22 protein-coding genes and 1 riboswitch are annotated in these 24,470 nt (G+C 69.3%); of the genes, 14 read left to right on the forward strand and 8 right to left on the reverse strand.

Features of this window, described 5'->3' with window-relative positions; genetic code table 11:
* Positions 1-178: 178 nt before the first annotated feature.
* The 3 genes from G3I56_RS00560 (at position 179) to G3I56_RS00570 (ending at position 2,666) form a co-directional block, all read left to right on the forward strand.
* Positions 179-1,651 (forward strand): histidine kinase, encoded by a 1,473-nt coding sequence (locus G3I56_RS00560; protein WP_239134620.1) that lies wholly within the window; start codon positions 179-181, stop codon positions 1,649-1,651.
* On the forward strand, positions 1,636-2,343 hold the full coding sequence (locus G3I56_RS00565; RefSeq protein ID WP_164406413.1) for a response regulator transcription factor: 708 nt from the start codon (positions 1,636-1,638) through the stop codon (positions 2,341-2,343). Before G3I56_RS00560 ends, G3I56_RS00565 begins: the two co-directional genes overlap by 16 nt.
* A gap of 116 nt (positions 2,344-2,459) precedes the next feature.
* A complete protein-coding gene (locus G3I56_RS00570) occupies positions 2,460-2,666 on the forward strand; it encodes a hypothetical protein (RefSeq protein WP_164320171.1) in 207 nt (68 codons plus the stop codon).
* A gap of 210 nt (positions 2,667-2,876) precedes the next feature.
* On the opposite strand, the gene G3I56_RS00575 is transcribed toward G3I56_RS00570, so the two are convergent.
* Positions 2,877-4,259 carry a glycine--tRNA ligase gene (locus G3I56_RS00575; RefSeq protein ID WP_164406415.1) on the reverse strand — a complete coding sequence of 461 codons (1,383 nt, stop codon included), beginning with the start codon at positions 4,257-4,259 and terminating at the stop codon, positions 2,877-2,879.
* A gap of 256 nt (positions 4,260-4,515) precedes the next feature.
* Between G3I56_RS00575 and G3I56_RS00580 the strand changes: the two genes are divergently transcribed.
* The 6 genes from G3I56_RS00580 to G3I56_RS00605 all read left to right on the forward strand — a co-directional run bounded on the left by G3I56_RS00580 (position 4,516) and on the right by G3I56_RS00605 (position 11,686).
* A complete protein-coding gene (locus G3I56_RS00580) occupies positions 4,516-5,493 on the forward strand; it encodes a zinc ABC transporter substrate-binding protein (protein ID WP_164406417.1) in 978 nt (325 codons plus the stop codon).
* A 56-nt stretch (positions 5,494-5,549) separates the two neighbouring features.
* A complete protein-coding gene (locus G3I56_RS00585) occupies positions 5,550-6,317 on the forward strand; it encodes a metal ABC transporter ATP-binding protein (protein WP_164406419.1) in 768 nt (255 codons plus the stop codon).
* Entirely contained in the window at positions 6,317-7,219 is a 903-nt protein-coding gene (locus G3I56_RS00590) for a metal ABC transporter permease (RefSeq protein ID WP_164406421.1), read from the forward strand. Before G3I56_RS00585 ends, G3I56_RS00590 begins: the two co-directional genes overlap by 1 nt.
* A 59-nt stretch (positions 7,220-7,278) precedes the next feature.
* The gene (locus G3I56_RS00595; RefSeq protein WP_164320164.1) at positions 7,279-7,695 is read left to right on the forward strand and encodes a transcriptional repressor; all 417 of its coding nucleotides are present in this window, start codon (positions 7,279-7,281) and stop codon (positions 7,693-7,695) included.
* A gap of 112 nt (positions 7,696-7,807) precedes the next feature.
* Positions 7,808-9,037, forward strand: a complete 1,230-nt coding sequence (locus tag G3I56_RS00600) for an MFS transporter (RefSeq protein ID WP_164406423.1) — start codon at positions 7,808-7,810, stop codon at positions 9,035-9,037.
* 222 nt (positions 9,038-9,259) lie between these two features.
* The gene (locus tag G3I56_RS00605; RefSeq protein WP_164406425.1) at positions 9,260-11,686 is read left to right on the forward strand and encodes a M4 family metallopeptidase; all 2,427 of its coding nucleotides are present in this window, start codon (positions 9,260-9,262) and stop codon (positions 11,684-11,686) included.
* Positions 11,687-11,783: 97 nt separating this feature from the next.
* On the opposite strand, the gene G3I56_RS00610 is transcribed toward G3I56_RS00605, so the two are convergent.
* The 4 genes from G3I56_RS00610 to G3I56_RS00625 all read right to left on the reverse strand — a co-directional run bounded on the left by G3I56_RS00610 (position 11,784) and on the right by G3I56_RS00625 (position 13,982).
* Positions 11,784-12,632, reverse strand: a complete 849-nt coding sequence (locus tag G3I56_RS00610; RefSeq protein WP_164406427.1) for an isoprenyl transferase — start codon at positions 12,630-12,632, stop codon at positions 11,784-11,786.
* 62 nt (positions 12,633-12,694) lie between these two features.
* Positions 12,695-13,444, reverse strand: a complete 750-nt coding sequence (recO, locus tag G3I56_RS00615; protein ID WP_164406429.1) for a DNA repair protein RecO — start codon at positions 13,442-13,444, stop codon at positions 12,695-12,697.
* A 62-nt stretch (positions 13,445-13,506) separates the two neighbouring features.
* The gene (locus G3I56_RS00620; RefSeq protein WP_164406430.1) at positions 13,507-13,758 is read right to left on the reverse strand and encodes a hypothetical protein; all 252 of its coding nucleotides are present in this window, start codon (positions 13,756-13,758) and stop codon (positions 13,507-13,509) included.
* Positions 13,755-13,982: a hypothetical protein gene (locus G3I56_RS00625; protein ID WP_164406432.1), complete on the reverse strand. Its 228-nt coding sequence runs from the start codon at positions 13,980-13,982 to the stop codon at positions 13,755-13,757. Before G3I56_RS00625 ends, G3I56_RS00620 begins: the two co-directional genes overlap by 4 nt.
* Positions 13,983-14,102: 120 nt before the next feature.
* Between G3I56_RS00625 and G3I56_RS00630 the strand changes: the two genes are divergently transcribed.
* Positions 14,103-14,939 carry a helix-turn-helix transcriptional regulator gene (locus tag G3I56_RS00630; RefSeq protein WP_164406434.1) on the forward strand — a complete coding sequence of 279 codons (837 nt, stop codon included), beginning with the start codon at positions 14,103-14,105 and terminating at the stop codon, positions 14,937-14,939.
* Positions 14,921-15,190 (forward strand): DUF397 domain-containing protein, encoded by a 270-nt coding sequence (locus tag G3I56_RS00635; protein ID WP_164406436.1) that lies wholly within the window; start codon positions 14,921-14,923, stop codon positions 15,188-15,190. The genes G3I56_RS00630 and G3I56_RS00635 overlap by 19 nt, the downstream gene beginning before the upstream one ends.
* A gap of 78 nt (positions 15,191-15,268) precedes the next feature.
* Here the strand turns inward: G3I56_RS00635 and G3I56_RS00640 are convergent, their stop codons facing one another.
* A complete protein-coding gene (locus tag G3I56_RS00640) occupies positions 15,269-17,542 on the reverse strand; it encodes a M4 family metallopeptidase (RefSeq protein ID WP_164406438.1) in 2,274 nt (757 codons plus the stop codon).
* 583 nt (positions 17,543-18,125) lie between these two features.
* Between G3I56_RS00640 and G3I56_RS00645 the strand changes: the two genes are divergently transcribed.
* Positions 18,126-18,779, forward strand: coding sequence for a DUF6215 domain-containing protein (locus G3I56_RS00645; protein WP_164406440.1), 654 nt, complete (start codon positions 18,126-18,128; stop codon positions 18,777-18,779).
* 2 nt (positions 18,780-18,781) lie between these two features.
* On the opposite strand, the gene G3I56_RS00650 is transcribed toward G3I56_RS00645, so the two are convergent.
* Positions 18,782-19,678, reverse strand: a complete 897-nt coding sequence (locus G3I56_RS00650) for a LysR substrate-binding domain-containing protein (RefSeq protein ID WP_239134661.1) — start codon at positions 19,676-19,678, stop codon at positions 18,782-18,784.
* 232 nt (positions 19,679-19,910) lie between these two features.
* On the opposite strand from G3I56_RS00650, the gene G3I56_RS00655 reads away from it, so the two are divergent.
* Positions 19,911-20,828 (forward strand): SDR family oxidoreductase, encoded by a 918-nt coding sequence (locus tag G3I56_RS00655; RefSeq protein WP_164406443.1) that lies wholly within the window; start codon positions 19,911-19,913, stop codon positions 20,826-20,828.
* Positions 20,829-21,036: 208 nt separating this feature from the next.
* Here G3I56_RS00655 and G3I56_RS00660 read toward each other — a convergent pair whose 3' ends face one another.
* Complete coding sequence (locus G3I56_RS00660) at positions 21,037-23,121, reverse strand: acyltransferase family protein (protein ID WP_164406445.1); 2,085 nt, start codon at positions 23,119-23,121, stop codon at positions 21,037-21,039.
* 131 nt (positions 23,122-23,252) lie between these two features.
* Positions 23,253-23,366: riboswitch (cobalamin riboswitch) on the forward strand.
* Between the two features lie 63 nt (positions 23,367-23,429).
* On the opposite strand from G3I56_RS00660, the gene G3I56_RS00665 reads away from it, so the two are divergent.
* Entirely contained in the window at positions 23,430-24,470 is a 1,041-nt protein-coding gene (locus tag G3I56_RS00665; RefSeq protein WP_164406447.1) for an iron ABC transporter permease, read from the forward strand.

Below are 24,470 nucleotides of genomic sequence, written 5' to 3' on the forward strand. Positions count from 1 at the left end.
TCGGTGAACGTAGGGCCGGGCGCCGTCGCGGCGCGTCGGCCGCGGCACCGACGTCCGACCCTCCCCGCGGAGGACCCGGCCGTGGGGTCATCCCTGCGAAGTAGGCCTGAGGAACGGCTTGTCGGGCCGTTCGGCGCGGAGGGGCGCGGGGCGGGGCGACCGGCCGCACAATGTGCCGATGGAGACGACGCCGATGGAAACGACGCCGGTGGGGGCGCCGGTGGGGGCGGAGTACCGGCATCGGCGCTCATGGCTCTGGCGTCAGCAACTGCGGGACGCGCTGCGGCCGGAGCCCAAGCCCGCTCCGCTGTCCCGACGGGCGGTACTCGTCGATCTGGCGCTGGCGGTCGTCCTGACCGTCGTCGCGCTGATCGTCGCGGCGAGCTATCCCGGCGACGGCCCGGTGCGCTTCTTCCCGAAGACCGTTTACGAGAGCGGCGGCGTGAGCGTGCGTGTGCCGGGGGCCGAGGTCATGCAGCCGAGCCCGCCGCCCGTCCCGCCGGTCCCGCCCGAACCCCGTCCAGGGTTCGTGGAGGAGGACGCCCCGCTCGCGCCCTGGCCCCTGGTCGTCCTGTCGGCGCTGCCGCTGCTGGCAAGGCGCCGGTATCCGCTGGCGGTGTTCGGGGTGGTACTGGGCGCCGCTGTGACCATCGGTGACGAAGCCTCCTGGATCACCGTGCTGACCTGCGTCATCGGCGCCTACAGCGCGGTCATGCACAGCCGTTACCGGGTGGGCGCCATCGCCGCGATGGTCGTCGGCGCCGTGCTGGCCGGCCTCGCATTCCAGCGGGCGGAGCCCCTGCTCCCCGGCTGGTCGAGTCCCGGGGTCGTGCTGTTGATCGCCGGGGTGCTGGCCGGCCTGGTCCGTTTCTGGCGGCGACGGCTCGCGGTCGGCCGGGACCGGTTCACGCGGTTGCAGCGGACCCAGGAGGAGGCCATGCGGCGGGCCGTGGCGGAGGAACGCGCGCGAATCGCCGCCGAGTTGCACGACGTCGTGACCCACAATGTGAGCGTGATGGTGATCCAGGCCGGCGCGGCACGCAAGGTGATGGACACGGCGCCCGACCGGTCGAAGGAGGCGCTGCTCGCCGTAGAGGCCGGGGGCCGGGCCGCGATGGCCGAACTCCGGCATGTGATGGGCCTGTTGGCCGCCCCGGACACCGGTGGCCCGCAGGAGACTCCCGCCGACGGCCTTGAGCCGCAGCCCGGTCTGGACCGGCTCGACGCCCTGACGGAGCGGGTGCGCGGCGCCGGGACCCCGGTCGTCGTCGCCGTGTCGCTGCCGCCCGCCCCCTTGCCGCCCGGGGTGGACCTGACGGCGTACCGCGTGGTCCAGGAGGCGCTGACCAACACGATCAGGCACGCGCCCGGCGCCAAGGCCTCCGTCCTGATCGGCTGGACCGACGACTGCCTCCAGATCGAGGTCGGCAACACGCGCGGGACCACCGGAGCCGCAGGAACCACCGGAACCACGGGAACCACGGGAGCCACCGGAACCACCGGAACCACCGGAACCACCGGAACCGGCAACGGCCGCGGTCTGATCGGACTGCGTGAACGGCTCGCGGTCTACGGCGGCGACCTGACCGCCGGTCCGACCCTCGCCGGCGGCTACCGCATCACGGCCAGAGTCCCGTGGCGGACCCCGTGACCCACAACCAGCCACCTCTCCGCGCCGTCATCGCCGACGACCAGGCGCTGGTCCGCACGGGCTTCGGGATGATCCTGGCCGCCGACGGCATCGAGGTGACCGCCGAGGCCGCCGACGGGGCCGAGGCGGTGGCCGCCGTGCGCCGTACCCGGCCCGATGTGGTCCTGATGGACATCCGGATGCCGGGCATGGACGGTATCGAGGCCACGCGGCGGATCCTCGCCGACGACGCCCCGGAGGCCGGGGGAACCCGCGTCGTCATCCTCACCACCTACGACCTCGACCACTACGTCTACGCAGCCCTGACCGCCGGCGCCTGCGGTTTCCTCCTCAAGGACGTCACCCCCGAGCACCTGGTCGCCTCCGTACGCCTGGTCCAGGCCGGCGACGCCCTGCTCGCCCCCGCGATCACCCGCCGCCTGATCGAACGCTTCGCCCACCGCCAGGAACCCCCGAAAGCTCCCGCCCGCCACGCCGACCTGTCGGGTCTGACACCCCGTGAGCTGGAGGTCCTGCGCCTGATGGCGACGGGCCTGAGCAACGCCGAGTTGGCGGAACGGCTGTTCCTGAGCCCCACCACGGTCAAGACGCACGTCGGCCGCATCCTGTCGAAACTGGAGCTGCGCGACCGGGTCCAAGCGGTCGTACTGGCCTACGAGACGGGCCTGATCGCCCCCGGTACCGAGCCCTGAGCGTCCATGACGTATCAGACGCATCAACTGTCAACTCTTCACACAGCCGCCCCCTGTTGATGTTGCTCTTGCTGCACACTCACACCTGCACGCATCCCCTGGACAGCGGAGAGGTCATGTTGCAGACCAACACGAGCAAGGTGAGCCGCTGGGACCAGCACGGGCGGGAGCACATAGTCCACGTCACGCGCACCGGGGCGCAGCGCCTCATGAGCTGTGACACGTGCGGCTGGCGCAAGAAGGTGCAGTTCCTGCCCTGGCTGAAGGCGGAGGAACACCTCGCCGAGGAGCATCAGGCAACGGTGGACCCAACGGCGGGCTAGAACGTCAAGTGGCCCCGGAGTCAATGGACTCCGGGGCCACTCTCAGCTTTCACCCGTCCGACGCTTGAGGACTCCGGGGCCACCCTCAGCCCGTCCGGGCGTTTGAGGGCTCCGGGCCACCCTCAGCCCGTCCGGCGTTTGAGGACGAGGCCGTTCAGGCCGAAGCGGGGGCCTGGGGGCGGCAGCCCCCAGAACAGCAGGGCATCAGGCCTAGCAGCCGATCAGACGCTGAGCCAAGTACCCCTCGATCTGGTCCAGCGACACGCGCTCCTGCTTCATCGTGTCCCGCTCGCGAACCGTCACCGCGTTGTCGTCCAGCGTGTCGAAGTCGACCGTGACGCAGAACGGCGTACCGATCTCGTCCTGGCGGCGGTAACGGCGGCCGATCGCGCCCGCGTCGTCGAACTCGATGTTCCAGTTCTGGCGCAGGGCGGTGGCAAGTCCCTTGGCCTTCGGGGACAGTTCGGGGTTGCGGGACAGCGGCAGGACCGCGACCTTGACCGGCGCCAGGCGCGGGTCGAGGCGAAGCACCGTGCGCTTCTCCATCTTGCCCTTGGCGTTGGGCGCCTCGTCCTCGAAGTACGCATCGAGCAGGAACGCCAGCATCGCGCGGCCGACACCGGCCGCGGGCTCGATGACGAACGGCGTGTAGCGCTCGCCGGCCTCCTGGTCGAAGAAGGAGAGGTCCTGGCCGGAGGCCTTGGAGTGGGCCGTGAGGTCGTAGTCGGTGCGGTTGGCGACGCCCTCCAGCTCACCCCACTCGTTGCCGCCGAACTGGAAGCGGTACTCGATGTCGGCGGTGCGCTTGGAGTAGTGCGAGAGCTTCTCGGCCGGGTGGTCGAACCAGCGCATGTTCTCCTCGCGGAGACCGAGGCCGGTGTACCAGTTCCAGCGCTCCGCCATCCAGTACTCCTGCCACTTCTCGTCCTCGCCCGGCTTGACGAAGAACTCCATCTCCATCTGCTCGAACTCGCGGGTGCGGAAGATGAAGTTGCCGGGCGTGATCTCGTTGCGGAACGACTTGCCCATCTGGGCGATGCCGAACGGCGGCTTGCGGCGCGAAGTGGTCTGCACCTGGGAGAAGTTGGTGAAGATGCCCTGGGCGGTCTCGGGGCGCAGGTAGGCGACCGAGCCGGAGTCCTGGGTCGGGCCGAGGTGCGTCGACAGCAGACCCGAGAACTGCTTGGGCTCGGTGAACTGGCCCTTGTTGCCGCAGTTGGGGCAGTTGATGTCCGCGAGGCCGTTCTCCGGGAGGCGGTGATGCTTCGCCTCGTAGGCCTCCTCCAGGTGGTCGGCGCGGTAGCGCTTGTGACAGGAGGTGCACTCGGTGAGCGGGTCGGAGAAGGTGGCGACGTGACCGGACGCCACCCAGACCTCGGAGGCCAGGATGACGGACGAGTCGATACCGACGACGTCCTCGCGCGACGTCACCATGTAGCGCCACCACTGACGCTTGAGGTTCTCCTTGAGCTCGACACCCAGCGGTCCGTAGTCCCAGGCGGCCTTCTGGCCGCCGTAGATCTCGCTGCAGGGGAATACGAAGCCTCGGCGCTTGCTCAGGCTGACGATGGTGTCGATCTTGTCGGCGGCCACGGTGCTCTCTTCATTACGACGATTTACGACGACGGGCGATGAAGCGGACGCGCTCCGGACGGGCGGAAGCGGGCGCGCTTCAGAGCGAATGCTTCAGGTTACCGGCGGGGCCCGCCCCCCAATCAAATCGGTTCCGGCCACGGGCCTTGCGAGGGCCTCGTCCGCACCCCGTTTCGCGCCCCGTTTCGCGCTCCGATCCGCGCCCCAAAAGCCCCCTTGTTGACAATCGTTTCCAGAATCATTGAAAATGACTGTCATGAACGTACGACGACTCATATCGGGCACCGCGATCGCGGCGGCCACCGCGCTCGGCCTCGGCGCCCTGTCCGCCTGTTCCTCGGATTCGAGCGCCGCCGACCGGAACATCACCGGGCAGCTCGACGTCGTGGCGTCGTTCTATCCGATGCAGTACCTCGCCGAGCAGATAGGCGGCAGGCATGTCTCCATCAGCACGCTGACCGAGCCCGGCCAGGAGCCGCACGACCTGGAGATCAGCGCCAAGCAGACCGTCGACCTGCAGAAGGCCGACGCGGTCCTGTACCTCAAGGGCCTCCAGCCCGCCGTCGACGAGGCGGTGTCGCAGTCCGAGGCGAAGACGAAGATCGACGCGGCGACCCTCACCACCCTTGAGAAGCACGGCAGCACCACGCACAGCCACGAGGGTGAGGAAGCCCACTCCGAGGAGTCCGGGGCGTCCGACGAGGATGCCTCCGCCCTCGATCCGCACGTCTGGCTCGACCCGGTGAAGTACGCCGAGATCGCCGACGGTGTGTCCGCCGCCTTCCAGAAGGCCGACCCGACCAACGCGGCGGAATACAGGAAGAACACCGAGGCGTTGACCGCGAAGCTGACCTCGCTCAACACCGCGTTCGAGGACGGCCTGAAGAACACCAGGACCAAGGTGTTCTTCACCAACCACGCGGCCTTCGGCTACCTCGCCGAGCGCTACGGCCTGACCCAGGAAGCCATCGCCGGTGTGGACCCGGAGAGCGAGCCGAGTGCCGCGCGGATGAAGGAGCTCCAGCAGGAGGCGAAGACGGACGGAGTGACCACCGTCTTCTACGAGACACTGGTCTCCGACAAGACCGCGAAGACCCTCGCCGAGGACGCGAACCTCACGACGGACGTCCTGGATCCGCTCGAGGGCATCACCGAGAAGTCCCGGGGCGACGACTACATCGCGGTCATGGAGTCCAACCTCAAGGCGCTGCGGACGGCTCTGGGCGCCAAATGAGCGATGAATGAGCCGTAAATGAGCGGTAGTTGATGATCGTTACGGAGGATGCAGGCATGGGCGAGCCCGTCATTTCGCTGCGCGGTGTACGCGCCGAACTGGGCACTCGCCCGGTCCTGCGGGGGATCGACCTCACCGTGGGCCGCGGTGAGGTCGTCGCGCTGCTCGGCGCCAACGGCTCGGGCAAGTCGACCGCGATCCGCACGGTCATCGGCCAGGTACCGGTCAGCGCGGGCGAGATCGAGCTGTTCGGCGTCCCCCGCCGCCGGTTCAACGACTGGCGGCGCGTGGGCTACGTACCGCAGCGGACGACCGCGGCCGGTGGCGTACCCGCGACGATCACGGAGATCGTCGCGTCGGGCCGGCTCTCGCGTGCCCGCTTCGGCGTGCTGCGCAAGGCCGACCACGAGGCCGTTCAGCGGGCCATCGACCTTGTCGGGCTGGCGGACCGAGCCAAGGACTCGGTGAACGCGCTGTCCGGCGGCCAGCACCAGCGCGTACTGATCGCCCGGGCCCTCGCCTCCGAACCCGAGCTGCTGATCATGGACGAGCCGATGGCGGGCGTCGACCTGGCGAGTCAGGAGGTGCTGGCTCGGACGCTGCGGGAGCAGGTCGCGGCCGGTACGACGGTGCTGCTCGTGCTCCACGAACTCGGGCCGCTGGAACCGCTGATCGACCGGGCGGTGGTGCTCCGCGACGGTTGTGTGACGCACGACGGGCCGCCCCCCAAGGCGGTCGGACAGCATGCCCTGCCCGGCCACGACCACGTACACCCGCACGCGGCTCACGACGCCGAACCGATCCGGACGGGACTGCTGAGCTGATGGAATTCCTCGACTACGCCTTCATGCAGCGGGCCCTGCTCGCCGCGGTACTCGTCGGCATCACGGCCCCGGCGATCGGCATCTACCTGGTCCAGCGGCGCCAGGCGCTGATGGGCGACGGTATCGGCCATGTCGCGATGACGGGCGTCGGCCTCGGCTTCCTGCTGAACACCTCACCGGTGTGGATGGCGACGGGCGTCTCCGTCGTCGGCGCGGTGCTGATGGAGCTCATCCGCTGGTACGGCAGGACGCGCGGCGACATCGCCCTCGCGATGCTGTTCTACGGCGGTATGGCCGGCGGCGTGATGTTCATCAACCTCGCGCCGACGGGCTCGAACGCCAACCTGACCTCGTACCTGTTCGGGTCGCTGTCGACGGTCAGCGAATCCGACGTGACCGCGATCTGTGTGCTCGCGGCCTTCGTGGTCCTGGTCACCATCGGTCTGCGCCGGCAGCTCTTCGCGGTCAGCCAGGACGAGGAGTTCGCCCGGGTGACGGGCCTGCCGGTCCGGGCCCTCAACCTCCTCACGGCGATCACAGCGGCGATCACGGTGACTGTCGCGATGCGGGTGGTGGGATTGCTGCTGGTCAGCGCCCTGATGGTGGTCCCGGTGGCCGCCGCCCAGCAGCTCAGCCGGAGCTTCGCGGCCACGTTCGCCATCGCGGTGGCGATCGGCGTGTCCGTGACGATCGGCGGCACGGTGACCTCGTACTACCAGGATGTCCCGCCCGGTGCGACGATCGTACTGCTGACCATCGGCGCGTTCGTCGTGCTGACCGCGCTGGCGACACCGGTGGCCCGCCGCCGGGCCCGTGCGGCGGCTGCCACGCGGACGGCCGGGGATCCGGCGGAGTGTGTGATTCCGGCCAGCCGGGAAGCCGCCGGCAAGGCGGGCGTCTGACCGCGCACAGTCCGGGCTGGCACAATGGCCCGGCAAGCGCAGACGTGAGGAGAACAACGGTGACGACGGCCGGCCCGCCCGTTAAGGGACGATCCACCCGCCAGCGTGCCGCTGTGGCGGCGGCGCTGGACGAGGTCGACGAGTTTCGCAGTGCCCAGGACCTCCACGACATGCTCAAGCACAAGGGCGACTCGGTGGGGCTGACGACCGTCTACCGCACGCTGCAGTCCCTGGCGGACGCGGGTGAGGTGGATGTCCTGCGGACGTCCGACGGGGAGTCGGTCTACCGGCGCTGCTCGACCGGCGACCATCACCATCACCTTGTCTGCCGGGTGTGCGGCAAGGCGGTGGAGGTCGAGGGGCCGGCCGTGGAGACGTGGGCGGAGGCGATCGCTGTGGAGCACGGGTTCGTGAACGTGGCTCATACGGTGGAGATCTTCGGTACCTGTGCGGAGTGCTCTGCGGTTGGGCGGTAAGTGGTTCGGTTCCGTTCGGTGCGTTGTCGGGTGCGGGTGCGTTGTGGCTGGTCGCGCCGTTCCCCGCGCCCCTATGGGGGCGCGCCACCCTCACGTCCGATAGCTTCTCGCCGTGGGTGATGTCAGGGAGAAGGACGGTCAGCTGAGTGGTGCCTCGCTCGGGGTGCCGTTTCGGTGGTTGTGGGGGGCCTATGCCAGCAGTCTGGCCGGGACCTGGCTCGCGTTCGACTCGTTTCCGTTGATCGCGGTTCTTGTGCTGCATGTGGGGCCCGCCCAGGTGTCGTTGCTGGCGGCGGCCGGGCTGGCTGTCGGGGCGGTGGTGGCGGTGCCGCTCGGGCCCTGGGTGGAGTTCCGGCGCAAGCGGCCGGTGATGGTCGCGATGGATCTCGTGCGGTGCGGGGCACTGCTCAGCATCCCCGCCGCCTACGCGCTCGGCGCGCTCTCCTTCGGGCAGCTCGTGGTGGTGGCGATCATCGTCGCCGCCGCCGACATCACCTTCACCGCCGCCAGTGGGGCGTATCTGAAAGGGCTGCTGCCGCCCTCCCAACTCCTCGTCGCCAACGGTCGGTTCGAGTCCACGATGTGGACGGCGAGTGTGCTCGGGCCGCCGCTGGGCGGGGCCGCCATCGCGCTGCTCGGGCCGGTGACCACCGTCGTCGCGAACGCGGTGAGCTTTCTGCTGTCGGCGGCCGGTATCCGGGCGATCGGCGGGCAGCCGGAGGCTCGTCCCGACGGGAAACGGCAGGTGCGGGTACGCGCCGGTGATCTGGTCGGCGGGTGGCGGTTCATCCTGGCCGATCCGGTACTGCGGCCCCTGTTCCTCAACACCGTGCTGGTCAGCGGGCTGATCATGGCGACGGCACCGCTCGTCGCCGTCCTCATGCTCGGCCGCTTCGGCTTCGCGCCCTGGCAGTACGCCCTCGCCTTCGCCGTGCCCTGCGTCGGCGGCCTCGTCGGTTCACGCCTGTCCCGGCCGCTCGTGGCGCGGTACGGCCAGCGCGGGATCATGCTCACCTTCGGGACGCTGCGGGTCTGCTGGCCGGTCGGGATGGTGTTCCTGCACGGCGGCACGACAGGGCTCGTCCTCGTGATGGTCGTCCAGTTCGGGCTGATCACCAGCATGGGCGTGTTCAACCCGGTGTACGCGACCTACCGGCTCCAGCACACCCCGGCGGACCGGGTCGCCCGCACCCTCTCCGCCTGGTCGGTGTCCAGCAAGCTGACCGTCGCCGCGCTGACGGCACTGTGGGGGCTGCTGGCGGCGCTCACCACGCCCCTGACCGCCGTCGGGGCCGCCGGTGTCCTGATCCTCGCGACTCCGCTGCTGCTGCCCCGTACCTAGCCCCGCACCCAGCCCTCTGAACCTGGAGGCGCGTACAGGGATAACCCTCGACCTCTTATTTTTTGCTGACATGCACTCCTCAATGCTGCCACTCTTCCGGCAGTCACCCCCCACGTCTCAAGCACATCACGCACTGCTCAGCTCATCCCGGGCCGCACACCCCCGTTCGCCCGGTTCTGTTTCCGGCCGCAGAAGGCGCGGCCGTCGCAGGAGGAGTCTCGAGTGAGACGAAAGTCCAGCAACACCCCCCACAGATCCGGCCGCACCAGCAAGGCCACCGCGGCCGGCGCCCGGCTCGCCCTCGCCACTCTCCTGGCCGTCGGCGTACAGACGGTCCCCGCCGCCGCCAAGCCCGCGCCCCCGGCCCCCAGTCCGCTGCGCGCCGGCGCCCTCCAGGCGAAGCTCACCCCCGCCCAGCGCACGGCGCTGATCAAGACCGCGGCGCAGCGAACGACGCAGACCGCCGGCACCCTGGGTCTCGGCGCCAAGGAGAAGCTGGTCGTCAAGGACGTCAGCAAGGACGCCGACGGCACCGTCCACACCCGCTACGAGCGCACCTACGCCGGTCTGCCGGTCCTCGGCGGCGACCTCGTCGTGCACACCCCGCCCGCCTCCAAGGCCTCGGGCACGGTGAGCAGCACGTTCAACTCGCGGCGGGCGATCTCGGTCGCGTCCACGACCCCCACGTACGCCAAGTCGGCCGCCGAGACGAAGGCGCTCGGCGCGGCCAAGGCGCTGGACGCGGAGAAGGCCACCACCGACAGCGCCCGCAAGGTGATCTGGGCGGGCAACGGTACGCCGAAGCTGGCCTGGGAGACGGTGATCGGCGGTCTCCAGGACGACGGTACGCCGAGCCAGCTGCACGTCATCACGGACGCTCAGACCGGCGCGAAGCTGTACCAGTTCCAGGCGATCAAGACCGGCACCGGCAACAGCCAGTACAGCGGCACGGTCACCATCGGGACCACGCTGTCCGGTTCGACGTACCAGCTGAACGACACGACACGCGGCACCCACAAGACGTACAGCCTCAACAACGGCACGTCGGGCACCGGCACCCTGATGACGGACGCCGACGACACCTGGGGCACCGGGGCCGGGTCCAACACCCAGACCGCCGGCGTCGACGCCCACTACGGCGCCCAGACGACGTGGGACTTCTACAAGAACACGTTCGGGCGCAGCGGCATCAAGAACGACGGTGTGGCCGCCTACTCGCGCGTGCACTACAGCACGGCGTACGTGAACGCGTTCTGGGACGACGACTGCTTCTGCATGACGTACGGCGACGGCACGAGCAGCACGCACGCGCTCACCTCGCTGGACGTGGCCGGGCACGAGATGACACACGGTGTCACGTCCAACACCGCGGGCCTCAACTACACCGGTGAATCAGGCGGGTTGAACGAGGCGACCTCCGACATCTTCGGTACCGGTGTCGAGTTCTACGCGAACAACTCCACCGACGTCGGTGACTACCTCATCGGCGAGAAGATCGACATCAACGGCGACGGCACGCCGCTGCGTTACATGGACAAGCCGAGCAAGGACGGCGGCTCGGCGGACAGTTGGTACTCGGGCGTCGGCAACCTCGACGTGCACTACTCCTCGGGTCCGGCGAACCACATGTTCTACCTGCTGTCCGAGGGCAGCGGCTCCAAGACCATCAACGGCGTCACCTACAACAGTTCGACCTCCGACGGTGTCGCCGTCGCGGGCATCGGCCGGGCCGCCGCGCTGCAGATCTGGTACAAGGCGCTGACGACGTACATGACGTCCAGCACCACGTACGCCCAGGCCCGCACCGCAGCGCTGAACGCCGCCTCGTCGCTCTACGGCGCCAGCTCCACCCAGTACGCCGGGGTCGGCAACGCCTTCGCCGGTATCAACGTCGGCGCCCACATCTCCGTGCCGACCACGGGTGTCTCGGTCACCAACCCGGGCAGCCAGTCGTCCACGGTCGGTACCGCGGTCAGCCTGGCGATCACGGCCAGCAGCACCAACAGCGGCACGCTGACCTACTCGGCGACCGGTCTGCCGACCGGCCTGTCGATCAGCAGCTCGACGGGCGCCATCTCCGGCACGCCGACCACCGCGGGCACCTACAGCAGCGTGGTCACGGTGACCGACAGCACGGGCGCCACCGGTACGGCGTCCTTCACCTGGACGGTCAGCGCGACCGGCGGCGGCTCCTGCACCTCGGCACAACTGCTGGGCAACCCGGGCTTCGAGTCCGGCAACACCACCTGGACGGCGTCCAGCGGTGTCATCACCACCTCCAGCAGCCAGGCGGCCCGCACCGGCTCCTACAAGGCCTGGCTGGACGGCTACGGCGCGACCCACACCGACACGCTCTCCCAGTCGGTGACGATCCCGAGCGGTTGCACGGGCACCAAGCTCACCTTCTACGTCCACATCGACACGGCCGAGACCACCACCAGCTCGCAGTACGACAAGCTGACGGTCACCGCTGGTTCGACCACCCTCGCGACCTACTCCAACCTGAACGCGGCCAGCGGCTACGTCCTGAAGACGATCAGCCTCTCGGCCTACGCGGGCACTACGGTCGCGCTCAAGTTCACGGGCGTCGAGGACTCGTCGCTCCAGACGAGCTTCGTGATCGACGACACGGCGGTCACGACCAGCTGACCTGACCAACGCCCACCGACCACCCCCCCACGGGTACGACAGCGGCCCCCGGCGCCTGGAAAGGCGCCGGGGGCCGCTGCATTGCCCTGAGAATCCCTCAGAACTCCGGGTTGCCCTTCATGTCCCGCTGCATTTCCAGCAGTTGCTCATTCGGGACCGCGCCGCCGAACCGCCGGTCACGGGAGGCGAATTCGACGCAGGCGCGCCACAGGTCGCGGCGGTCGAAGTCGGGCCAGAGCACGTCCTGGAACACCATTTCGGCGTAACTCGACTGCCAGATCAAGTAGTTGGAGGTGCGCTGTTCCCCACTGGGACGAAGGAAAAGGTCGACGTCCGGCATGTCCGGGTAGTAGAGGTACTTCTGGATGGTCTTCTCGGAGACCTTGTCTGGGTCGAGCTTTCCGGCGGCGACATCACGAGCCATCGCCTTGGCCGCGTCGGCGAGTTCGGCCCGACCGCCGTAATTGACGCAGAAGTAGAGCGTCATGGCGTCGTTGGTCTTGGTCTGCTCCTGGGCGATCTGGAGTTCCTGAACGACGGACTTCCACATCTTGGGCATACGCCCGACCCACCGGATCCGGATACCGAGTTCGTTCATCTCGTCGCGCCGGCGCCGGATGACGTCACGGTTGAAGTTCATGAGGAAGCGGACCTCTTCCGGGGACCGCTTCCAGTTCTCGGTGGAGAAGGCGTAGAGGGAGAGATTCTTGACGCCGAGTTCCAGGCATCCCTTGAGAACATCGAGGACGACGCCTTCGCCGACCTTGTGCCCCTCCGTGCGCGGCAGCCCGCGCTCCTTGGCCCACCGCCCGTTGCCGTCCATGACGCACGCCACATGGTTCGGTACGAGCTCGCCGGGGAGCTTCGGCGCGGTGGCGCCGGAGGGGTGCGGTTCCGGCGTCTTGTACTCGCGGCGCCGGCTCCCCAGGATTCCGCGTACGGCCATGCGCTTCTCGTCTCCTTGTTACGTACTTTTACTGCTTCGGCTTGCTTCTGCTGCTTCTACTGCTAGTTCTTCTCTACGTAGCGCAGGGAGCGCAGCCCGCGCTCCAGGTGCCAGTGCAGGTAGGCGGACACCAGTCCGCTCCCCTCTCTGACATGACGCGGCTCACACGCGTCCGCGGTCGCCCAGTCGCCGGTCAGTAGCGCGGCGAGCAGTTCGAGGGCCTGGGGAGAGGGTACGACGCTGCCGGCCACCCGGCAGTCGGCGCAGACGGAGCCTCCGGCGGACACCGAGAAGAACCGGTTCGGGCCGGCCATCCCGCACCGCGCGCAGTCGCTGAAGGTGGGCGCGTACCCGTTGACGGCGAGGGAGCGCAGAAGGAACGCGTCGAGGATGAGGTGGGGCTCGTGCTCGGCGCGGGCGAGGGTGCGCAGGCCGCCGACGAGCAGCAGGTACTGCTGCACGGCGGGCTCGCCCTCGTGGTCGGTGAACCGTTCTGCCGTCTCCAGCATGGCCGTCCCGGCGGTGTACCGGGCGTAGTCGGTGACGATCCCGCTGCCGTACGGAGCGATGGTCTCGCTCTGCGTGCACAGCGGCAGCCCGCGCCCGACCAGCTCGCTCCCCCGCGAGAAGAACTGCACGTCGACGTGGGAGAACGGTTCGAGCCGGGCCCCGAACTTGGACTTGGTCCGCCGCACCCCCCGGGCCACGGCCCGTACGCGCCCGTGACCGCGCGTGAGCAGCGTGATGATCCGGTCGGCCTCACCCAGCTTCTGGGTACGCAGCACGACACCGTCGTCACGGAACAGGCTCATGGGGTCATTGTCGCCTACGTACGAGTGATCGATCCCCTCCGCCAGGCCCCCGCAGGGGACCCTCAGGGAACCTCGCCGCGGCTGCGGGCGTTCGCGTACGCCGTGGCCGCGCTGAGGCGTTCCGCCGGGGTGGCGGGCCGGAGAGCGTCCGGGGCCGCGTCCCATTCCCTGCCGCCGCCGTACGACCTGAGCTGGACGTAGGGCCCCTCGTGCCCCATGACGATCCCCACCTTCGTGGTGCGGGTGTCCATGACGTACGAGCCGACCTCCGGCCGCCCCGGCCTTCCCGACTTCGCCGGCCTTACGTCGTTCATCGCAGCGCCGCCGCGATCCGGGCCGCCGTCTCGACGTTGCAGCGCCCCAATTCGATGAGCGGACAGGGCGCTTCCCGGGCCACACTCACCGCGTCCAATCGGAGCGACGGCAGAGTAATCCCGGCGTTTTTCAACGCCATCCGCAATTCCTTCACAATTTCCTCCGCTTCTTCGACACAGGCCGCCGAGTGTGCCGCCTGCCGTGCCGTCTTTCGTGCCGCCACCGTGCTCCCCTGATCAATCGAGTTTCACTCTTCGCACTTCTACGATGACGTGCTGTGCCTACACTCGGAAGGCTCTGGGCGCAGCAACGGCGGTGCAGTCGAAGGGGGTTCGGTTCGGTTATGGCCAATGGTTCACAGCGGCAGGCGGCTTGGGAGTTCTTCGGGACGGAGTTGAAGCGGCGGCGGGAGGAGGCCGGATTAACCCAGGTGGAGTTGGGGGCGATGGTCTTTGTCTCCGGGGGCTACATCGGGCAGTTCGAACAGGCCATTCGGAAGCCGCAGTTGGATGTGGCGATCCGGATTGACGAGGTACTGCAAACCGACGGTATTTTCGAGCGCACGTGGCGCAAGCTCATCGACGACAAGCGGTACGCAGATTACTTCGCGAAGGTTGTGGAGCTTGAGCAGACGGCGACGAAGATCGCCACGTTCGCCCCGACGCTCGTGCCCGGCCTGTTGCAGACCGCCCGCTACACGCGGGCAGTGACGTTGGCGAGCAACCCGTTCGCCACCGATGCCTACATCGAGGAAAAGATCGCGGCTCGCATCGACCGGGCACGAATCCTGAACGACGCTACAAGGCCCGAGTATTGGGCGATCCTGCACGAGCACGTGCTGCGCATTCCGGTCGGCAGCGCGGCCGAGATGGCCGAGCAGTTGGAGCACATTCTGGAGCTGGCGCGACAGCAGAAGGTGCTGGTGCAGGTGCTGCCGATCGCTGTTGGGGCGTACCCCCTCATGGGCCGAATGGTGCAGCTCATGGAGTTCGAGGACGCGCCGCCAACCGCCTATACAGAGGCCGTGTATTCGGGGAACCTGCTCGACGATCCGGCCCTGGTTAAGCGGGTGCAGGGGGCATACGATCTGCTCAGGGCCGCCGCACTGCCGCCGGAGGCGTCCCTCGCCCTGATCAAGTCGGCGGCGGAGGACCACAGACGATGCGCGCGTACGACCTGAGCACTGCCAAGTGGCGCAAAAGCACCTTCAGCGACGACAACGGCGGCGAATGTGTCGAGGTCGCGTACGACTTCGTGGGCGCCGCCCGCTGGCGTAAGAGCACGTACAGCGACGACAACGGCGGGAGTTGCGTCGAAGTAGCCGACGGAGTCCCCGGCATCGTGCCCGTCCGGGACAGCAAGGTCTTGGACGGACCGGTGCTGCTCCTCGGGGCCGATGCCTGGGCGGAGTTCGTCGGCGCCGTCGCCTGAGGTCAAAGAACAGCAGGCCGGTACCAGTACTGGTACCGGCCTGCTGTCAGGCGGTGAATCGGTCAGGCAGTGATCCGGTCAGGGAGTGAGCTGCCAGCGCTGGATGTATCCGACGTCGATCGACGCACGGTCCTGCACGCGCAGCTTCCACGTGCCGGTGATGGGTTGGGCCGAGGCGTCGATCGTGAAGGTCTGGTCGACGTTGTCGGCGGAGCCGCCGCTCCGGTTGAGGAGCGAGTAGACGGTGCCGTTGGGTCCGACCAGGTCGACGGTCAGGTCACCGCGGTACGTGTGGACGATGTTGACGTAGACCGAGGTGGTGGCGGAGGCGTTGCCGTCGCGGCCCTCGATGGTGATCGGGGACTCCACGGCGCCGGCGTTGTCAGGGATGTCGACGCGGGTGGAGGTGGCGTAGATGTACGCGATCCGCCAGGTGAAGGTGTCCGTGAGGGACGCGCCCGTGCCGTCGGTGACCGTGACGGCGACGTCGCTGTCACCGAGGGTGGTCGGCGTCCCGGAGATCAGACCGCTCGGGCTGAGGGTCAGGCCGTCGGGCAGGCCGGTGGCCTCGTAGGTCAGCTCCGAACCGGAGTTGGTGGTGTAGGCATCCACCTGAAGGCTGACCGCCTGGCCGACGCCGCTGGTCTGGTCGGCGATCGGGGCGACGTTGACGCCGAGGGCTATCCGGTTGCCGACGTTGATGGCGGCCCAGGCGTCGGCGACGGCGAGGTAGGTGGGGCTGTAGGCGCCGAACAGGTCACCGGCCGCCTGGAGGGTGGCGGTGCGGGCGCCCGCGTAGTTGGTCGACGAGGTCATGTACGTCGTCAGCGCCCGGTACCAGACGGCGGCGGCGTTCTCGATGCCGATGCCGGTGACGGCCGTACCGTCGAAGGTCGGGCTGTTGTAGGCGACGCCGTTGACGGTCTTGGCGCCGCTGCCCTCGGAGAGCAGGTAGAAGAAGTGGTTCGCGGGGCCCGAGGAGTAGTGGACGTCGACGTTGCCCAGGCTGGAGCTCCAACTGTCGAGGGAGGAGCCGTCCTTCGAGGGCTTGTCCATGTAACGCAGCGGAGTGCCGTTGCCGTTGATGTCGATCTTCTCGCCGACGAGGTAGTCACCGGGGTCGGCGGCGAGGTTCGAGTGGAACTCGACGGCCGCGGCGAAGATGTCGGAGGTCGCCTCGTTGAGACCGCCGGACTCACCCGCGTAGGTGAGGTTGGCGGTGGCGGCGGTGACGCCGTGGCTCATCTCGTGGGCGGCCACGTCGAGGGAGGTCAGCGGGTGCGTGTTGCCCGAGCCGTCGCCGTAGGTCATGCAGAAGCAGCTGTCCTGCCAGAAGGCGTTGATGTAGCTGCTGCCGTAGTGGGCCCGGCTGTAGGCGGCGACACCGTCGTTGCGGATGCCGTTGCGGCCGTACACGTCCTTGTAGTAGTCCCAGGTGGCTGCGGCGCCGAAGGCCACGTCGACACCGGCGGTCTGGCGGTTGGACGGCAGACCGTTGCCCCAGACATCGTTGTCGTCCGTGAAGAGGGTGCCGGTGCCGGAGGTGCCCTGGTTCAGGTCGTACGTCTTGTGCCCGGCGCGGGCGCCGTCGGTGAGCTGGTACGTCGATCCCGAGAGGGTGCTGCCGAGGGGAACCGTGCCGACGTACTGGCCGGTGCCTTCGCCGGTGTGCACCTTCTCGGCGGCGAGGATCTGCTTGCCCGTGCTCGCGTCGGTGACCACCTGTAGCTCACTGGGCGTGCCGTCCGGCTGGACACCCTCGACCACAGTCTCCCAGGCCAGGACGGGCTTGGAGTCGCCGGCCCAGACGACGAGGCGGGGCGCGCGCTCGGTCTCGGTGCCGGTGACGTCGGCGCCCTTCGCCGCCGCGAGGGCCTTGCCGTTGGCGTTGGCCGCGGAGAGCTTCGGGCTGAGGGACGGCAGCGTGAGGGTCGCCGCGCTCGCCTTGGAAACGGTGGTGCGGTTGCTCTTGAGGTGAACGACCAGGTCGCCGCCGAGGACGGGCAGTCCCGCGTAGGTGCGTTCGTAGCGGGTGTGGACGGTGCCGTCGGCGTCCTGGACGACATCCTTGACGACGAGCTTCTCCTGCGCGCCGAGGGCGAGTTGACGGGCCGTGGAGCCGGCCGCGGTCTGCGCGCTCTTGATCAGTGAGGCGCGGCGGGCCGCCGACAGGGGCGTCGCGGCGGCTCCTGCGCGAGGCACGGCGGTGATCTTGGCCGGGCCCGGGTCGGCCGGGGCCGCGGTCGCGGTGCCGGCGGGAGCCCCGAGGGCGAGCAGGGTCCCGATGGTGGTCAGCGCGAGAGCGGTGGTGGCGCTTCTGCGCCGGAGGATGGGGCGGTGTCGCCGGGGCAACGGGTTCTCCTTCTGTGCGACGGCCGGTCCGTGGTGGGGACCGACGTGGGGGCGGACCGACGGGATGAGGCCGGTCCGGAGCGCTGCACGGCAGGCGGGTGAAAGGAGGTGGGGGGTGAGTGGGGGATGCTCCGCATGATGCGGGTGTGAAGGAATGGTGAACTTCGGCAGCAGCGTGGCACCGCGTGCCTCGCTTTGTCATGAGACTGCCAAAACAACGGCTTGAAATGGTCATGTCCAGCTGGGGATCCGTCACGCTGGGCACATTTTTCGGCCACGGGAACGGCCCTCTTCATCCCGCTGCTCACACCGAACCATTCCGGACAACCTGCAGCACCAGGGCACCGGGAGCGCCCGGAGCACGCACAGCGCACTTCCGAAGCTTCCAAAAGCGGAGATCGCGCGGTTAGGCTCCCCCGGCGCGCGCATGGGGCGCGAACGCATGGGGTGGGGGACATCCGAGGTGGGGGACATGACCAACGACATCGACGTACCCAGATCCGCCGAGCCAACTGGGGCAGGTGGAGCGGCTGGAGCGAGTGGAACAGCTGGAACGGGTGGACCGGCCCGACCCGAGAAGGGCATGAGTGAGGGCGCGCAGGTCGTATCGGCACTGCTAGTGGTCGCATGCCTCGCGGGGGGCTTCTGGGTGATGGCGAAGTACGAGCCCGATCCCAAGGACAGCCCGCCCGCCTCCTGTTCCCGCTCGGACGACGACGTGCCACTGTCGAAGCCCGTCTCCGGTGTGCAACTGTGCAAAGCGCTGAATCGCCCCGACCTGGCGACGCTCCTCGGCACACCCGACGACCGCACGTGGAGCGCCTCCAGCAACGAAGCCACGTCCAGCGACAAGCAGGACGTCATGTCGACCGACCCCGAGGCCACCGTCCAACTGGAGGGCTACTCGGTGAAGCTGACGGAGGCCGAGGACATCACGGTCGCCGACATAGCCGACTCCGAATTCCTGTCCGTGCCGGGAGAGCGGAAAACGGTCCTGGGCCACCCGGCGTTCCTCTACACGGGCCAGACCTTCGGCATCGTCTTCAAGGACGGAAAGGGCACCTCCGGCCCCGGCGGCATCTCCCGCAACCTCTTGGTCGCCAAGGACCCCAAGGACGGCGGCGGTTCGTACGAGATCTCCATCTGGCGCCAGGACGACCTGCCCCCCGACGGCACGGCACTGCTCTGGGTCGCCGAGCAGGTGCTGCCGACGGTGCCGGGCTGGCCGGCGGCCTGAGTTCAGACACCGCCGCCTGTCAGCAGAGCCCGCGCCACTTTGCGGAACTCGGCGAGCAGGCGGCTGCGGTCGTCCGCCCGGGTGGCGAGGACGACATGGCTCGGGTCGATGCCGTGCAGCGGGATCGTGGTGAGGTCGGGGCGGAGCCGATCCATGCCCAGACCCCCCGGAACGATGGCCACCGCCTGTCCGGCGGCGATGAGTTCGAACTTGTCTTCCAGCGCCCGGACGAGCGGACCCTCCGGTGCCCGGCTGCCGTCCGGACGCGGATCGATACGCCAGAAGGCGTTCCAGGCCGCGTCCTCCCGCACCCGGGGCAACGGCTCGTCAGCGATGTCGTCAAGGGTGACGGACTCCTTGCCGACGAGACGGTGATCGAGCGGGACGACCAGGACCCGGGCTTCCTCGTAGAGGACGGTCACCTCCAACTCGTGCGCGGCAAGGGGGAGTCGGGCGATCACGGCGTCGACCCGATGGTCGAGCAGCGCGGTGCGGGGTTCGTCCCAGTCGAGGTGCAGGGCTCGTACGTCGGCGTCCGGATGCCGGCGCCGCAGCTCCCGTACGGCCGGGGTGACGATCAGGTTGGACGTGTAGCCGACGACCAGACGGCTGGGCTCCGCGGCGGCGCGGGTCCGGGAGGCGGCCCGGGTGGCCGTTCGGAGCAGCGCCCTGGCATGCGGCAGGAAGACCTCACCGGCCTCGGTGAGACGGCTGCCCTGCGGGGTGCGGTCCAGCAGACGAGCACCCAACTCCTTCTCCAGACGCCGAATCTGCCGACTCAGGGACGGCTGGGCGATGCGCAGGGCTTCGGCGGCACGGCCGAAGTGCAGGTGCTCGGCGACCACGGTGAAGTACCGCACGAGCCGCAGATCGAGATCGGGGCCCCCCGGGTCACTCAAGTCACCCAAGTCGGCCGAGTCGCCTGGCGGCGGTGCGGACGGCAAATCGGTCATGTGGCCAGCGTAACCACGTGGTTGGGGACCTGACCATCGTACAAACACTCTGAGCTGCCGTGATGCCTGATCCGCATTGCCCGATCCGGAACAGGTCTTGGACGCGGAACGGACCCCGCACGCACGCTGAAGGCACACCGGCCGCCGTCAACAGGCCGATATGCAAGGGGATTTCATCATGCGTGTGTTCGTCACCGGGGCGAGTGGGTTCGTCGGGTCCGTCGTCGTACGGGAGTTGCTCGGCGCGGGTCACGAGGTGGTCGGGATGGTCCGCTCGGACGGGGCCGCCGCGTCGTTGAAGGAGGCCGGTGCCGAGGTCCACCGGGGTGACCTGGACGACCTCGACAGTCTGCGGGCCGGGGCTGCGGCCTCGGAGGGTGTGGTCCACACCGCGTACGTCCATGACTTCCGCGATTTCGCGGAGGCCGCGCGGACCGACCTGCGGGCGGTGGAGACGCTGGGCGAGGCGCTGGTGGACTCAGGCCGGCCTCTCCTCATCTGCTCGGGCACCGCCTTCTCGCCGGGGGCGATGGCAACGGAGGACAACCCGGGCGATCCCGAGAGGCCCCACATGTTCCGGCTCGCCTCCGAGGCGGCCGTGATGCGGTTCGCGGAGCGCGGGGTGCGGGCGTCGGTCGTACGGCTGCCGCCGTCCGTGCACGGCGAGGGGGACGGCGGTTTCGTACCGCGGCTCGTCGACATCGCCCGTGCCAAGGGCGTCTCGGCCTACCCGGGCGACGGCACCAACCGCTGGGCCGCCGCCCACCGTCTCGACGTGGCCCGGCTGTTCCGGCTGGCCCTGGAGTCGGCGCCGGCGGGGACCCGGCTGCACGGGATCGCCGAGGAGGGCGTTCCGGTGCGTGAGATCGCCGAGGCCATCGGGCGGGGACTGGGGGTGCCGGTGACGTCGGTTCCGCACGCGGAGACGAACGACCACTTCGGGTGGCTGGGCAACTTCTTCGCCCTCGACCTTCCGGCGTCGAGTGCGGTGACCCGGGAGCGGCTGGGGTGGCGCCCTGTGGAGGGCGAACTGCTGACGGACCTGGCGGCGGGTCACTACTTCGGCTCCGCCGGGGGAGGTACGGGCGTTTCGTGAGCGCCCGGTTTATCGCCCCCGCCGCCCCTACCCGTCCCGTACTCGGGGGCTCCGCCCCCGAACCCCCGCTCCTCAAACGCCGGAGGGGCTGGATCTTTCAGCCCGTCCGGCGTTTGAGGACGAGGCCCCTTCAGGGCCGAAGCGGGGGTCTGGGGGCGCAGCCCTCAGGAACAGGATGGGACGGGTAGGGGCGGCGGGGGCGAAAAAGTCAGCCGGACCCCAACACCTGGGCCAGCCGGGCGCCCAGGGCAGGCGCGATCGCCTCCGCATACGCGTCGGCGACATGGCTGTCGTCGCGGTAGACGACCGTGTTGCCGACCAGCACAGGACAGTCGCCCCCGGCCGTGCACAGCCAGGGGGTCGGGTCGATCACCGTCGCTCCGGACAACCTCGCCGCGTCCGTCGACGCCGTTCGACGGGACTCGTCCTGGATCGCCTCCGGCAGACGGCTGGCGCACCGGTCCAGCTGGAGGGAGTACATCGCGGCACAGTCGACCGCGTCCGACTTCGGCCACGGAGTGTCGAGCAGCGCGACCACCTTCGCACCGGAGGCTCCCAGCGCGTCGTACGTGGTGCGGAAACCGCCCGTCCACTGCTGGACGAGGTCGGGCTCCGGATACATCGGGTCGCCCGCGTCCGAGGAGGAGACGATCACCATCGCCGGGCGCAGCGCCGTGATCCTCGTGATCGCCCTGGCCCGCCAGGTGTCGCAGGCCGTGTACGGGCCGCCGAGGCGGCGCAGGGTGACCTTGGCCGCCTTGCACGACGCCTTCGTCAGCGACACCAGCTTCCAACCCCGCTCCTTGGCAAGGCGGTTGAGCGCCGGGAACCACTGGGCCGCGTGGGAGTCGCCGAAGAGGACGACGACCTTGCGTGAGGCCGGGTCCCCGTACTCGCACGGCGGGGTGCTCGTGCTGTCGTACGCCACATGGCAGCCGTCCCGATAGACCGCCGACCGCGCCGACTTGATCTCGGGGAGGGGTGGGGCGAGGTTGCTGGGCAGCCTCGTCCCCGACGTCTCCAGGAGCTGGCGCAGCCGTAGTTGCGGGTCCGGTGCGGTGGCCATCGCCTGCCTCAGCGAAGGCGTGGGTCGGCCCGAGTCGATCGCGGGCGGGAACGCGTACGCCGTCGCGGCGATCAGGGCCACACCCACCGACAACCCGGCCCCGAGCCGCAGCGCGCGCCCCGGGCGGCCCCGGAACGCCGTGTGGAAGCGGACCGGGTTCTCCACCAGTCGCAGAGTCGCCCAGGCCAGGACCAGGGCGACCGCGCAGAGCAGCAGCGCGATCCGGACACTGGACGTCCCGGGGAGCCTGCCCATCATCGCGGGGCCTATGACCAGCAGCGGCCAGTGCCACAGGTACCAGCCGTACGACAGGCCACCCAGCCAGACCAACGGCCGCCTGGACAGGAGCAGTTGGGCGCCGTACCGAGAGGGTGCGCAACCGCCGGCCAGGACCAGGACCGACCCGAGCACCGGCAGGAGCGCGTAGTACCCGGGGAACGGGGTGTCGTTGTCGTAGAGGGTCGCTGAGACGGCTATGCAGGCCAGGCCCGCCCAGCTCATCGGCGCCGCCAACCCGGGCGGCAGCCCGCGAAGTCGCTCGGCGGACAGGGCCAGCAGCGCGCCTGCGCCCAGTTCCCAGAACCGGGTGTGCGAACCGAAGTACGCCCAGGACGGTGCGTCCTGCGTCACGGCGACGCTCAGCCCGAACGACAGCAGGCAGAGCACGGCGAGCGGCACCGCCAGAAGTCCGCGGCGTCGGCGCGCGAGCCGCCAGCTCAGCAGGAGGAGCAGCGGCCAGAGCAGATAGAACTGCTCCTCCACAGCCAGCGACCAGAAGTGCTGGAAGGGGGATGGCGGGCTCCCCTCCGCCAAGTAGTCCGTACCGCTCGCCGCCAGCCGGAGGTTCACCGCGTAGAGCGCGCTGCTCAGCGCGTCCCCGGCGTACTCCTCGAAGCGGGCCCTCGACAGGAACACCCAGGAACCGGCGAGGGTGGCCACGACGACGAGCGTCGACGCGGGGAGGAGACGGAGTGCGCGGCGGGCGTAGAACCTGCGGATCGACAGTCCATCGCCGGCGGCCAACTCCCTCACCAGCAAGGAGGTGATGAGGAAGCCCGACATGACGAAGAAGACGTCGACACCGACATAGCCCCCGCCGAAACTGCCCACGCCGGCATGTCCGAGGACGACGAGCGACACGGCCACGGCACGCAGCCCCTGGATGTCGAGCCGTAGCCCGGGGCTCTCCGCCGGTGTCGTCGCCTTCATGTCCATGTTCACGTTCATCAGAGACGGTCGCCTCACCCGAACGGTTGTGGCCTAAACCATCTGATCATCTAAAATTTTCTTCCATCCCCAACCGGCAGCCCCGAAATGACCGGTCCGACGGGTTTGCTACGCTCGCGGCGCGTCCCATGGGGGAAGTCCGGTGAGACTCCGGCGCTGACCCGCAACGGTATGTACGCCTTCCTGTCCGGCCGTTCAGCTACTTGGCTGCTCGGCAGGGCGTTGGCGTGCGAGCCCGATCACCCACGGTGCGCGTGCCCCTGTGACTGCTCGCCGCGGACTGCGAGCCGAGGCGAAGGACCGCCGACGTGCGCCGAATACCCGTCCTACCGCTGGCCGCCTGGCTGGTTGTGCTCCTGTTGCTCTCCCTGCTGTGCGGGGTCGGGCTGGGGGCGTCCGGGATCGGCTGGGGGCAGGTGTTCCGGTTCCTGTGGGACGGAGTCACCGGCGGCACCATCCGCGCCGACGACCTCGCCGCCTACACCATCGTCTGGGAGCTGCGGCTGCCCAGGGTGGTACTCGCCGCCGTGGTCGGGGCGGGGCTCGCGGCCGTCGGGGTGGCCGTGCAGGCCATGGTGCGCAACGCGCTCGCCGATCCGTTCGTCCTCGGGATCTCGTCCGGCGCTGCCGTGGGGGCCAACGCCGTGATTCTGCTGGGGGCGTTCGCCGGGCTCGGGGTGTGGGCGCTGTCCGTGTCCGCCTTCGTCTCCGCGCTCGCCGCCATGGTGCTCGTCTACGCCGTTGCCCGGTCCGCCGCTCATGGGCTCACCCCGCTGCGGCTGATCCTCACCGGGACCGCGCTGGCGTACGGCTTCGAGGCCGTCACCACCGTGATGGTGTTCGGGGCCGCCCGGGGCGAGGCGGCCAGGTCGGCGATGATGTGGCTGCTCGGGAGTCTGGGCGGGGCCACCTGGGCGCAGGTGCCGATCGCCGCCGTGACCGTCCTCGCCGGGTGGGCGTGGCTGGCCCGGCGCGCGGAGTCGCTCAACGCGCTCGCTATGGGGGACGAGACCGCCGCCGCCCTCGGGGTCCAACCGGCCCGGTTGCGACGGGAGCTGTTCCTGGTGACCGCCGCCGTGACCGGCACCGTCGTCGCCGTCAGCGGGGCCATCGGCTTCGTCGGGCTCATGGTCCCGCATGTCGTACGGATGCTCGTGGGCGCCGATCACCGGCGGGTGCTGGCGGTCGCGCCGCTCGCCGGGGCCGTACTGCTGGTGTGGGCCGACGTGCTCTCCCGGCTGCTGCTCGCGCCGGCCGAACTGCCCGTCGGGGTGATCACCGCCGTGGTCGGCGTACCGGCGTTCCTGCTGCTGATGCGGCGCGGCGGCTACGCGTTCGGGGGGCGGTGA

The sequence above is a fragment of the Streptomyces sp. SID12488 genome, assembly GCF_010548275.1.
GTDB lineage: Bacteria > Actinomycetota > Actinomycetes > Streptomycetales > Streptomycetaceae > Streptomyces.